Source organism: Heyndrickxia oleronia (assembly GCF_017809215.1).
Classification (GTDB): domain Bacteria; phylum Bacillota; class Bacilli; order Bacillales; family Bacillaceae_C; genus Heyndrickxia; species Heyndrickxia oleronia.
Map to the genome: position 1 here is coordinate 5,134,945 of NZ_CP065424.1, position 12,158 is coordinate 5,147,102.

The 12,158-nt window shown below is 35.3% G+C and carries 12 protein-coding genes; 4 read left to right on the forward strand and 8 right to left on the reverse strand.

Annotated elements, in window-relative coordinates; translation table 11 throughout:
* The first annotated feature begins 310 nt into the window (after positions 1-310).
* Positions 311-1,075 carry a DeoR/GlpR family DNA-binding transcription regulator gene (locus tag I5818_RS25595; RefSeq protein WP_078109422.1) on the forward strand — a complete coding sequence of 255 codons (765 nt, stop codon included), beginning with the start codon at positions 311-313 and terminating at the stop codon, positions 1,073-1,075.
* Between the two features lie 193 nt (positions 1,076-1,268).
* On the opposite strand, the gene I5818_RS25600 is transcribed toward I5818_RS25595, so the two are convergent.
* From I5818_RS25600 to I5818_RS25610, 3 genes are all read right to left on the reverse strand, one after another.
* Positions 1,269-2,039 (reverse strand): isocitrate lyase/PEP mutase family protein, encoded by a 771-nt coding sequence (locus tag I5818_RS25600; protein WP_078109423.1) that lies wholly within the window; start codon positions 2,037-2,039, stop codon positions 1,269-1,271.
* A 318-nt stretch (positions 2,040-2,357) separates the two neighbouring features.
* A complete protein-coding gene (locus tag I5818_RS25605; protein WP_078109424.1) occupies positions 2,358-3,305 on the reverse strand; it encodes an L-lactate dehydrogenase in 948 nt (315 codons plus the stop codon).
* Between the two features lie 423 nt (positions 3,306-3,728).
* Positions 3,729-4,463 carry a glucose 1-dehydrogenase gene (locus I5818_RS25610; RefSeq protein ID WP_071976291.1) on the reverse strand — a complete coding sequence of 245 codons (735 nt, stop codon included), beginning with the start codon at positions 4,461-4,463 and terminating at the stop codon, positions 3,729-3,731.
* A gap of 199 nt (positions 4,464-4,662) precedes the next feature.
* Between I5818_RS25610 and I5818_RS25615 the strand changes: the two genes are divergently transcribed.
* Positions 4,663-5,247, forward strand: coding sequence for a TetR/AcrR family transcriptional regulator (locus I5818_RS25615; RefSeq protein WP_078110723.1), 585 nt, complete (start codon positions 4,663-4,665; stop codon positions 5,245-5,247).
* Between the two features lie 255 nt (positions 5,248-5,502).
* Here the strand turns inward: I5818_RS25615 and I5818_RS25620 are convergent, their stop codons facing one another.
* Positions 5,503-5,877, reverse strand: a complete 375-nt coding sequence (locus tag I5818_RS25620) for a VOC family protein (protein WP_078110724.1) — start codon at positions 5,875-5,877, stop codon at positions 5,503-5,505.
* Between the two features lie 625 nt (positions 5,878-6,502).
* Here I5818_RS25620 and I5818_RS25625 point away from each other — a divergent pair.
* Positions 6,503-7,423, forward strand: coding sequence for an iron-hydroxamate ABC transporter substrate-binding protein (locus tag I5818_RS25625; protein WP_078110725.1), 921 nt, complete (start codon positions 6,503-6,505; stop codon positions 7,421-7,423).
* Positions 7,424-7,534: 111 nt separating this feature from the next.
* Here I5818_RS25625 and I5818_RS25630 read toward each other — a convergent pair whose 3' ends face one another.
* From I5818_RS25630 to I5818_RS25640, 3 genes are all read right to left on the reverse strand, one after another.
* A complete protein-coding gene (locus tag I5818_RS25630; RefSeq protein ID WP_078110726.1) occupies positions 7,535-7,990 on the reverse strand; it encodes a hypothetical protein in 456 nt (151 codons plus the stop codon).
* A gap of 370 nt (positions 7,991-8,360) precedes the next feature.
* Complete coding sequence (locus tag I5818_RS25635; RefSeq protein WP_078110727.1) at positions 8,361-8,996, reverse strand: hypothetical protein; 636 nt, start codon at positions 8,994-8,996, stop codon at positions 8,361-8,363.
* Positions 8,997-10,076 carry an ankyrin repeat domain-containing protein gene (locus I5818_RS25640; protein WP_078110728.1) on the reverse strand — a complete coding sequence of 360 codons (1,080 nt, stop codon included), beginning with the start codon at positions 10,074-10,076 and terminating at the stop codon, positions 8,997-8,999.
* A gap of 909 nt (positions 10,077-10,985) precedes the next feature.
* Here I5818_RS25640 and I5818_RS25645 point away from each other — a divergent pair.
* Positions 10,986-11,186, forward strand: a complete 201-nt coding sequence (locus I5818_RS25645; protein ID WP_209391835.1) for a hypothetical protein — start codon at positions 10,986-10,988, stop codon at positions 11,184-11,186.
* A 435-nt stretch (positions 11,187-11,621) separates the two neighbouring features.
* Here I5818_RS25645 and I5818_RS25650 read toward each other — a convergent pair whose 3' ends face one another.
* A complete protein-coding gene (locus tag I5818_RS25650) occupies positions 11,622-12,101 on the reverse strand; it encodes a GNAT family N-acetyltransferase (protein WP_071976286.1) in 480 nt (159 codons plus the stop codon).
* Positions 12,102-12,158: the final 57 nt, after the last annotated feature.

Sequence of the window (12,158 nt, forward strand, 5' to 3'; positions counted from 1 at the left end):
TTAGGATCATGTAAATAATATGTAAATTATGCATAACTCTTTACTAAATCATTAATAAATCATAATTAATTTAACCACGATATATGCTAATATATTGAAAATTTAATAAGCAATCAGTAAACTTGAAGTATAATTTTAAAAGGCTGTTTTCGTATAGTTTTGCTTTTGTAAAAGTTACCGCATGCTTTTACATCCAATAAAAGATATAGCGGTCTTCTGCTAATCGTTATTTGTTAAAACTTTACTTAAATAGCAACAATGTTTTAGAAAAGAGCCTTTTAAAAAGACTTACTATAAATGGGTGAATAAGATGTTTCCTCTTGAAAGACAAAAGAAAATTGTCGAGTTATTAATGATAAAAAAAGTAATGAAGTTAACTGAGTTAACGAAGGAATTGAACGTTTCCATTGATACACTGCGTAGGGACATCAGCTTGCTGACAAAGCAAGGAAAGATTGAAAAAATTTACGGTGGCGTTAAAATTGTTGAAGAAAATTTTGGAGAATCAACCATTGATGAACGAATGGTCAGCCACTTAAAAGAGAAGGAAACCATTGCTCAAAAATGTAGTGAATACATTCAAGATGGGGATTGTATTTATATTGATAGCGGTTCGACAACTTTTCAGATTGCAAAATATATAAAAAACAAAAAAAAGCTAACAGTCATAACTAATTCGATTCCAGTTATACTTGAACTACTAAATAGTGACATTGAACTGATTATTATTGGTGGAAAAATAAGGAGAGACGAAAGATCGGTCGTAACATATGAATATTTATTTAATTTTAGCCAATTAAATATACAAAAGGCATTTATTTGTGCAAGTGGAATCACAATCGAAAAAGGAATTTCTGACTATAATATGGAAGAAGCCATCACCAGAAAAAAAATGATCGAACTATCCAATGAAATCTATGTGGCCGCTGATAGTACAAAATTCGGTAAGAACGTCACCATTGGAATAGCACCACTCAGCGAAATCGATTATGTTATTACAGATCATAATATAAATAAACTTTTCATCAATCAATTTAAACAAACAAACACAAATTTAATTGTTTTAGAAGCATAATCGCTGAACAACAAAGGGTGCGCCAATTTGGTCGCACCTCTTCTTTTAATCGTATTTACAGATGGGATCATAGTCTGAGAATGATAAAAAGATATGATAATTTCTTATTCTCATTTTAACAAACAACTATAATCACTTTTTTAATCGCTGGTGCACTTTCCCTTCTGTCGTTTTAACTAACTACTTTTTCATACTACCACTCATACAAGAGGGATGTATCCTTAAGCTCTATCAATTCGCCAACCTTCTTTTCTAAATAAGAAATGACTGTATCAGATAGTGCATTTCCAAAACTAAAACGTCTCACTCCTAATTCCTGAAGCTGATGACAATTTGTTAGTCCTGGTAAAGATAAGACATTCAGTGGAGCATTGACATTCATAGTGATTTCTTTAATCTCTGAATGCTCTTTCAAGCCTGGAACAAAGATCCCACTTGCGCCACTATCAACATATGCCTGTGCTCGTTCTATTGTTTCCATTAAAGGGTTTTCCTTTTGGAAGTAAGTATCTGTTCTAGCATTAATATAAAAATCCTTATAACCATGATGGTCTAACGCGATTCTTATTTTCTCCAGAAGATTACAGTGCAATGAAATCTCTCTTAAGCCATTTGACTTTTTTAATGAATCCTCAATATTGATACCTGCTACCCCTACATCTGCGGTCCTTAAAACATGATGAATAATCTTGCTAGGATCTTCGCTATATCCCGCCTCAATATCCGCAGATACAGGAATTTTCACATTATCTACTATCGTTTTAATGATCCCTAAATGCCTTTCAAAATCAATTAATTCACCATCTCGTAATCCTATTGAATTTGCAATTCCCCAACTAGTCGTTCCAATGGCTTTGAAACCTGCCTTTTCAAGCGATAAGGCTGAAAGTAAATCCCAGGCATTTCCTAAAAATAATAATTCCTTTGAAGAATGTAACTCATTGAATTCCTGTATCTTGTTCATTATATTTTCCTCCTAATCGTTGCTGGATTCATTTTAACAAGTAACGGATCTCCAATTCGTCCTCATTCTTGCTCTTATGGTCTGGATATAAAACAAGGCTGGTTTCGTGAGTTGGTTGCATTTGTAAAAGACCTGGCTCCTACACTAAATAAACGATTCACCGTATCTATGGCGGGTTTACAGCCTTTATCTCAGTGGGATAGGGGATTTGATTAACTTCATCCAACTTTCACCATTTTTTAGATTAAATCTTATTAGAGAAAACTCATTTATTCTTGCAGAAAGTTCTTTAATGAAAATGATCTATAATGTATTTCATTAAATCACAGGCTGCATCGTTTCTTTTAACACAGAAACTGAATGATTAAATTGTTCTGTTTCCTTTTCATTTAGCTCAATCTCAACTACTTCGCGAATGCCGGAACGGTTAATGACAGCAGGAACTCCAATATATACATCACTTTGTCCATATTCTCCGTTAAGATAAGCGGATACTGTCAAAATGCTGTTTTCATTATTAAGGATTGCTTTTGTAATCCGAACGAGAGACATTCCTATCCCATAATATGTTGCCCCTTTTCTCTCAATGATCTGATAGGCCGCATCACGGACATTTACAAAGATTTCATCTAAACATTCTTTTTTTAAATCTCCCTTACGCTTCAATACTGCATTGAGGTGCTCAATTCCGATCATTGCATGGCTCCAAATTGGAAGCTCTGTATCTCCATGTTCACCGATAATGGCTGCATGAACATTTCTTGTATCTACATTGAAATACTTTCCTAGCGCAGATCTTAGACGCGCAGAGTCTAATACTGTCCCAGAACCAATTACACGTTCCTTTGGTAGACCCGATTCTTTCCAAGTCAAATAGGTTAAAATATCCACTGGATTTGTTGCAACTAAGAATATCCCATTAAATCCACTTTCCATAATGCTTTTTACAATTTGCTTAAATATTTTCGTATTTTTTTCGACTAATTCCAAACGGGTTTCCCCTGGCTTCTGTGCCAATCCAGCAGTGATAACAACTAGGTCGGCAGTCGCACAATCTTGATAAGAACCACTCCATACACGTATAGGTGAGGGTGCGAAAGGCATTCCATGATTAAGATCCATCGCTTCACCTTCAGCTTTTGCTTCATTAACATCGATTAAGACTAGCTCCTCCGCCACGCCCTGGTTAATAAGAGAATAGGCATAACTACAACCTACAGCACCTGTTCCAACTAATACAATACGATTTACTTTTTCTTTATTCACAGAATAGATCCCCCTTCAGATTCTATAAAATTAAAGATTAGCCAGATGATTATTCCAATTTCAATCAATCTAAATAGTCTAATCCTAGAATTGCCAGGATTAAATTAATTTATGAAAAGGGAAAGATTAACTAATAAATAAATATAGTAAAAAACACAAATGGCCGACTATTTTGTGAAATATTTCACAAATTGATTTAAAAAAATATAGTTTACTTGAATGCTTGTTTTCTGCTTTTTTTAACATGGTTAGTTTAACATATAATATGTGAATTATTTCACAATATTTTTGAATAAACGATGAACCTTATTTTTTATGCTGGTTATTACTCTATCAAAAATATAATAAATTGGAATAAGAGAGAAGGAAGTGTTTAATAGAATAAAGCCGCGATAGTTTACGGCTTTACTCTATTAAATCTAATTACATTGCAGTGATGCCGCCATCTACAATAAATTCAGCACCAGTTGAGTAGCTTGATTCATCAGAAGCTAAATAAAGCACAAGATTTGTTACTTCTTCTGGTTGTGCAACTCGTTTTAAAGGAATATGTTTAGCAAATTCCTCTACAGCTGCTTTTGTATCCTCTTGCACAACCATAGGTGTGGCGATAACACCAGGATGTACTGAGTTAACACGGATGCCATAATGTGAGCATTCCATTGCAGCCGCTTTTGTCATGCCACGAACAGCAAATTTAGTATCTGTGTAACCAACAGCACCCCCAACAATACCATTGATTGAAGAAATGTTAACAATTGAACCGCCACCCACTTTTTGCATAGATGGAATAACATTTTTCATTCCTAAAAAGACAGATACTTGGTTAATATCCACAATGCGACGGTATTCTTCCTCTGTCGTTTCAAGTATAGATTTCGCCATTGTAATACCTGCGTTATTTACTAATACATTGACTGGCCCAAATTTTTCTTCAGCCTTCGCAACAACAGCTGCCCAATCTTCTGCACTAGTAACATTTTGTTTTACAAATAAAACATTTTCACCTAATTCACTGGCTAAAGCGGTACCTTTTTCTTCATTTAAATCTGTTATAACAACTTTTGCACCTTCTGCAACAAAGCGTCTTGCGTGAGATGCTCCCATACCTTGGGCAGCACCTGTAATAATTGCTACTTTACCTTCTAAACGAGTCATGAATAACTCCTCCTTTTCAGTACGAAACTGAATATCTCATCAATAGAAAAATAATTATAGTTAAACTACAACTGTAAAATAACAAAATTCTATATAAAAGTCAAAGAAGGAGATTTGCTAAAGTCTGCTAAAAGTGTTCTTTCTTATTTCGTGTTATACTTTTGAAAAGAATGTACGTTGCAAGGTGGTAGGAAAACAAGTGGCAAATGAAGATCGTCGAATCTTAAGAACGCGAAAAAACTTAAAGAAAGCAATGTTGGAGCTATTAAAGGAAGAGGAATTTAAGGAAATTTCTATTACTAAAATTGCAGAGGTTGCTCACTGCAATAGGGTTACATTTTATTCCCATTATGAGAACAGTACGCAGCTTTTAGCAGATATTTTTCATGATTATTTAGATGAGCTAGCACAGTATTATAAAGAAAGTTTTAAAGGGAAAAAGACATTCTCTTTAGCTGACTCCACCCAAAGTATTCCAATCTTTGAATTTGTATTTAATAACCAATTTGTGTTTTCTCTCATGTTAATGGGGGAAGTAATCCCAGGTTCACAAAATATTTTTTGCGAAACTATTTCGGCTATTAGCCGCAACGATTTAGAATTGAAAGATGGTGTATGGTTCGATATAGAAGCAGTCAACTATTATGAAACCTATGCCTTTTTAGGTTTGTTTATCTACTGGATTCAAGAAGGGTTTAAAAGTTCCCCTGAGGAAATGGCGAAAAGACTATCATACCTATACACAACAACATTAGGTGAAATCATCGTTAAAAATAAAGAGTAAGGATCTATCTCCAGTACATTTTTTGTCAGAAAAGCAATCGAATCAATTGTGATTGACTTTACGGTTTTTAGCATCGTAATCAACTGGGGATACATACTTATTTGAAATTAAAAAAGAAGCTAACAACCTATCATATAAGTTTGTTAGCTTCTACATCATGGATTATCTACTTACTTTATCTCCGTAAGTTCCCTTATCCAGGGATTTGCTCTACTAATTGTTAAATAATATTGAAAGATAATTATATAATGATTTCTACCAGTATACTTGAAGTTTATTACCACTTGGATCAAAAAAATGGAAATATGCATGCCCATTATCTTCTTTTATATCCTCAACTTTGACTCCATTATCAATTAGATGCTGGTGAAATTTAATTAATTCAGGACTTGTAAAGCCAATGCTGAAAGCTGGTTCACCATTAACAGTAAAATGAGCATAAGTTTCATCATCAATGGGTACTAAAATAACTAAAAATGGTCCATCATTCACTTTAATAATTGCAAAAGGGTCATCAGTGATGGTTAACAGTTGTAATCCTAACACCTCTTCATACCATTTAGCTGATTGGTCTAAATCTCTTACCGGAATTCTTATGTAATGAACTTGTTCAATAAACGTTTTTTTCATGCTTACCTCTCCTTACTTAATGGGATATAGGATATCAAAATCGAATGCTTGAATTTCATAAGCTATGCTCTCTTATCTATTTTTTCTCCACAAGCATTTGACTTCTTTTATTTACAGTCATTGTTATGTTTCTTTACTATCAACTGACTTTTTTCTAAATCATGCATCCTTACCACATTCTTTACAAAATATTAAACCTTTTAATATCATTTGCTTATTGCCCCGTTTTTTTATGCTTAACTACTTCAATACCTTATCTCCCCTCTCTAATATTCGAACAAATAAATATTTATAATATTCTATCAATAATTATACCATTTCCTGATTCGTGAAGGACTTAAAAGAGAATGATAAAAAGGCAGAAGAGTTTTTACTAATTCTACTCCCTGCCTTTTAATCATTATAGATTTGATAAGAGAAGCTTTACTCCATCCTATTTTATATCTACTTGTTTGTTCCCTGTTAGATACTTTCCATTGCTTGTATACATTACCAACCACGCCCTGTTTTTCCCAATTAGTTATTGACAAAAAATTAAAAGAATACTAAAGTTTTAATGAAAATGATTATCATTATCATCAATAGTTAGATCGGAATGACACTTAATTTTAAGGAGGATCTTAAGTTGAAAAAATTAATTATACCTTTCATTTTAATTTTGGTTCTTATTCTTAGTGCCTGTGGCAATGCCACAAAGAGCCAGTCAGTAGGTGATGCAAGTAAAGGGGGCAAAAGCAAAATGATTACATACCAATCTGAAAATGGCCCTATTAAAGTACCTGCCCATCCGAAAAGAGTAGTCGTTTTGACTGGCAATGCAGGCGATTTAATTTCACTTGGTGTTAATATCGTAGGCGTGGATGAATGGGCTAAGAAAAGTCCATTATTTAATGATCAATTAAAAGATGTTCCAGCAGTTTCAGATGAGAGCTTGGAGAAAATTATTGAATTAAAACCAGATTTAATTATTGGATCAAATGATAATAAAAACCTTGATAAGTTAAAACAAATAGCTCCAACAGTTACCTATACTTATAATAAAGTAGATTATTTAACACAGCATTTAGAAATTGGAAAGTTGGTTAATAAAGAGAAAGAAGCTCAAAACTGGATTGATGACTTCAAAAAACGTGCAAATACTGTTGGAAATGAAATTAAAGCAAAAATTGGCGAAAATTCAACGGTAACTGTAATGGAAAGTTATGATAAAGATATGGGTATTTTTGGCGATAGTTGGGGAAGAGGCACAGAAGTTCTTTATAAAGCAATAGGTCTGAAAATGCCTGATAAAGTAAAGGAAATGACAAGTAAAGAAGGTTACTACATGATTTCCTCTGAGGTATTACCGGACTATGTTGAGGACTACTTAATTGTTAGTAAATACAATGACCAAGATAATTCCTATCAACAGACGGATTTATATAAAGGAATGCCCGCTGTGAAGAACAACCATGTAATTGAAGTGGATGGAAATGCCTTTATGTTTAACGATTCTTTAACTTTAGATTACCAATTGAAATATTTTGAAGAGCACTTTTTAAAATAGTCGGAGAACCTTGTGGACGTTGCTAGAAGTGATATTAAATTACTCAAATAATAAATGGTGTGTCAGACCACTGGGTACGTCCTTGTGGTCCTCTTCGCAGCTGTAGCTGATCTATATAGTCACACACGAATCTGTCAGTTCAAAATACCACTCTAGGAAGGAGTTAAAGCTTTTCCATTGAGGATTCAATTTACCAGCAAAAAAAGACTCCATCTGCTGACCCAATCCTAGGCCTAACACTTCGTCTGTGTTCTTATTATAAAAAAAGCCGAACTCCCCTTCAAAACTATCCAACGGAATATATTCTTCAGGCAGCTTTAAACCTACATGAGTTCTCTCCATGCCTAACATATAATCAGAAGAATTGATCATAAACCAACAAATCTGATAGATTTCACGTTGTCTGCTAAAGAAAGTCGGCCCATCCTCTGCATGCAAATAAAACTTAGCAAAATCTGAACTCAAATCGATGCCTAACTTTACTAATGCGTGTTCATACTCCTCTACAACGTCATCAAACCACCAGTTTTTACTTTTGCAATAATTAATCACTTTTTCCGATAACATCTCGACTGCTCCTTCGATATAAAATAAACTACCTAAGTTATATCCCTGAGTATATCATACCACCTTCCCTCTGATTTAGATGGTTTAAGAATTAAGGTACATCTTTGAGCTAACGGGTATGTTTGTTCAATAAAACAGCAGCAGTCTTTAACTTTATTTTCTCATACTTGGTTGCTGCTGTTTTTTCTTCAGGGATCAGACAAAACTATTTTTCAGAATGTGTCAGATTCGTAATTTAAAAGTCGCGTGGAATCAGCGAATCTAGTCTAATACTTTATATTCAGGAGGCATATAGGGCATTCATTCCGGCTATGCCGTTTATAGCATCACTCCAGGATCAGTTCAATTACTTTACGTTCCCTGCGTTAAATCAAGAAAATTGCCAAAAACCTGCTACTGGATGTTGGATTTCAGTTATCCCTATTTTGGCGAAAATATATAGTGATCCAAAACCAAAAGGATAATTGTAATCGGGATGAAGCAATGTTTCTGGGTAACCATCTTCATTTACTTGAAATAAAAAAGAAAATGATTCCTCTTTAAGTTTCGTAAAATAATAGCCTTCATTTTGAATAAGTCTCGGATATCCACCTAGTTTGATCAGAAAAGGCTGATTCATGGATTTTTCGTCATTGCTTATTTCTCCGTCTAAAATTACATGTTTTATAAGACCTGGATTAGTAAACATATCTTTAACGCTTTCCGTTGAAATTCGATGCTCAATTACCTTTATCGAGCAATTCGGGTAAACATTGTTGTTCAAATATTCCTCATAGTCCTCTGGGATGAAGATTGAAATCATACTCTCAGTTTTAAAGGGATGGACGAGACTCAAGTAAAAATAATATTTTTGGTTACCTTCGTGGATAAAGTCTTCTTGATCATCAAAGAAGTCAGGTGCATTCCCACCGATCCAGCCTATACCATGTTCGTTTGACAGAACTGGTCTCACATAATAAAGAATACAGTCTGTTCTCGCAGCTAAAATATTTGTACGGTTTTTCATTTACAACTCTCCCTCAAGAAACTTAATGAGGTACATTTCAGGCTGCGCACGGAACTCTGTAAAGCTGCATAAATCTGCATAAGTCTGATGCTCCACGTCATAACAGCCTATCTGACCTTTTTTCTTCGGATTCCAAACTAGCTGGAGATCAGAGTAATTGTCTATATCAGCTGATATGCGCAGCAGCTTTTGTCCGCCGAGTTTCATTTCAATCGTATCGGTCAATGTAAAAAAGTCGATATACCCGATTTCAAATTCATTTTGCGCCAGCTCAAGACGGAGCTCGTCTCCGGTAAGAAAAGTTACCAGTTCATCGGGTAATTTATATTTTTTCAGCTCATGCTTCTTGTTTTCTAGATTATGTATTTCAGCCGGCTCTAGCGATTTTAAATAGTCAGCCAAGACTGTATGCTTATTACTGACGGCAATCGTATAAGGCCTCTCGCCGCCCTTTTCTGCTAAAGTAACATCCGCCCCGCGTTCAATCAAAAATTTGACCATGGCCAAATTCCCCATACGCACGGCAACGGTTAACGGAGTCGCTTGATAAGGATAGACCATATCGGGCTTATTATAATTGATGTCCACTCCATGATCGAGCAAATACTTGAGTGTCTTAAGGTCATGGTCCGATACGGCTTCACGCAATACAGGGCCGCCATGCAGCTTGATATCTAATCCCAACTCATGAATAAGCGGGATATTGTTTTTGTTGCCATAGTAGGCCTGTGAATATGCTCCTAAACCTGTTTGATTGAGCTTATCCAACTTGGCACCTTGTGCTGCAATGTACCTAACGATGTCTTCCTTGCAATAGCGGACAGCTCGCAAAAATGCCGGATTATGATGGACATTCAGATTGACCCCGTGCTCTACTAGCAGCTTTACAACTTCCCTTCTCTGCAATACAAGCGCCAAATCCAAAGGGCTTAATGTAGTACGTTTACTAAGTACAATGCCTTCCTCAATATCCCAACCCGCTGTAATTGCAGCATGCAAAGCTGGAATATTTCCATGGTAAATATGCATGGCGATTTCCGGCAGTTCCTCAAACTTCCCGATATCTTTCAGAACAATCATCCCAAACACTCCTATATATGCATAATGAGTTACTTACTAATCAGTTGGTGAATCCCAGTGCCGGTCTCTTCCTCTCCGCTTCCGCCAGCAGTGCTTGCATAACCGGAGCCCAATTCAAACTGAAGGAGATTTCAGTAATTAATCTCATCCGGCGCCATTACCTAAACAAGAAGGCATACCGACTCCTGCGGTTGATTCAGGGCGTATTCGGTGAATGTGAATACCGGTTGTAGGTAACATTAAAGAGGGATTCTATGCCAAATTCTAACGATGTGCCTGCAGTAAGCTTAGAGTAACAATTCCCCAACCACAATTTGGTCTAGTAAGTCGGTATTGTAACTCTTTTAGAAAAGACAAATAGTCAACCTCCACCTTTTTTCCCTTCCTTTTACCAGACTGCGCGAAATACGCTTTGATTAACTTGAGGAAATGTTTCAATTAAATCATATAAATCTAGACTAAGTGATTGAATTCTTTAAACTCCAAGTGCATTGCCCCCCTTTTCTCGATTGAAGTAAAGGTATTTTCCGCAGCACAGATACATTCCCAACCACGTTCTGTTAAAATAATAAGTTTTCTCCTTCGACAGGAATTTTATTAAGTTTATTATAACTTTCGCCACTAGTATGTGTATTACTAATATTTTGTCTTCTTTTGTCGAATTCATAGTATAAATATCCTATCTTTACTAAAATAGTAATATAAGAAGTGTTTGATTCATGTTCAATAGAATCTTGGAAGGCTATGTATTTAAGTTCAAGGGGTTGTATACAAATTGCCAAAATTATATTTATTAGTATCCATCGCAGTGGCGAAACTACTTTAGGTCAAAAATTTCTAGAGAGTTACAATTGCCATTTGACAGTGCAAGTAACGTTATTAAAAAAATGACAGAACAAAATTGGGACGATGAGAAGCGCGTTAGAGATATTGATAGTAATCAAAATTGTTGGTTACTCTTTTTTACGGACGATGACAACTGATTTGATTACTGAGGCACTAGAAAATGCTGATAATTCACAGAATCCAAGTGATGACGTAGTCTTCCATTCAGACCTAGATTCACAATATACTAGCGATGATTTTTGGAGAAAAAATACAAACCTATAAAATGACACACTCCTTTAGTCATAAGGGTTCTCCGTATGACAATGCCTGTATTGAGTGTTCCATGCTATTCAAAAAAAAGAAGAAGTGAGTCATGTGAAGTACCTAGATTTTGATTCTGCAAAAATAGCTTTATTCAAATACATTGAAGGTTGATATGACCGAAAAAAAATATATGGAGAGGCGAGCATGATAGCCTGTATGGCTGCTAACCAGCATTACTTAGTTAGCTGGCTTTCTGGCTAGGAATTGTGCTCTCAGAGGCTCCATGTCAAGCCTCCGACGGTTATCCTATATAAAAGTTTGGAAGGTTGATTTAAAACTTAACATATTGTTGTCAAAAATATTGACTTAAATTCACATTTTTATATGAAGTTTTAACTTAATTAAAGAGAATCCTAAAAAGTGCCCTTATGTAAAAAAGCCATTGAACTAGCCTTAATTAGGCGTTTCAATCGCTTTAAATCCATATTTTTCATATAAAAGAATGGCTCTATCATTATGTTTTTGTGTTGTTAAATAAGCTTCTTGATGGTACTTGTTTATCTCAGATAAGGCATAGGTTAACAATGGATTGGCAAGCTTTTTGCCTTGATAATCTGGGATGATTGCGACCCAGTGAATGCGTCCAATCCTTCGACCTTCATACTCCCCATACCAAGCCATAATCGTACCGATTGCTTCGCCTTCTGAATTTTGTAAGAAAAAGCAGCGTTGTCGAAGATCGGATTCACAATCGAGAAACTCAGCATGGAAGCGTTGTAAAGCAGCTTCTTCGTTCGGAAACTCCCTTGCAAGTGTTTCAATTTTAGCCCAAATACTTTCATCTCCGGGTCGAAATGCCCGAATTGAATAGCCCAGTGGCAAAGGAAGCGGGCTAACTGGCTTCACCATTTCAGAATACATAATTACACTCATACACACACTACCTTTTTATCTTTACTTTGATCTAACTTAAGTAAAAGCTCTAGTAGA

Bases quoted from the DNA above. Each gene is read 5' to 3' on its own strand.
- I5818_RS25640 (WP_078110728.1), bottom strand. From the start codon at position 10,076: ATGATTGTTCTGAAAGATATCGGGAAGTTTGAGGAACTGCCGGAAATC.
- I5818_RS25630 (WP_078110726.1), bottom strand. From the start codon at position 7,990: ATGTTATCGGAAAAAGTGATTAATTATTGCAAAAGTAAAAACTGGTGG.
- I5818_RS25600 (WP_078109423.1), bottom strand. From the start codon at position 2,039: ATGAACAAGATACAGGAATTCAATGAGTTACATTCTTCAAAGGAATTA.
- I5818_RS25595 (WP_078109422.1), top strand. From the start codon at position 311: ATGTTTCCTCTTGAAAGACAAAAGAAAATTGTCGAGTTATTAATGATA.
- I5818_RS25610 (WP_071976291.1), bottom strand. From the start codon at position 4,463: ATGACTCGTTTAGAAGGTAAAGTAGCAATTATTACAGGTGCTGCCCAA.
- I5818_RS25645 (WP_209391835.1), top strand. From the start codon at position 10,986: ATGAGAAGCGCGTTAGAGATATTGATAGTAATCAAAATTGTTGGTTAC.
- I5818_RS25620 (WP_078110724.1), bottom strand. From the start codon at position 5,877: ATGAAAAAAACGTTTATTGAACAAGTTCATTACATAAGAATTCCGGTA.
- I5818_RS25635 (WP_078110727.1), bottom strand. From the start codon at position 8,996: ATGAAAAACCGTACAAATATTTTAGCTGCGAGAACAGACTGTATTCTT.
- I5818_RS25650 (WP_071976286.1), bottom strand. From the start codon at position 12,101: ATGAGTGTAATTATGTATTCTGAAATGGTGAAGCCAGTTAGCCCGCTT.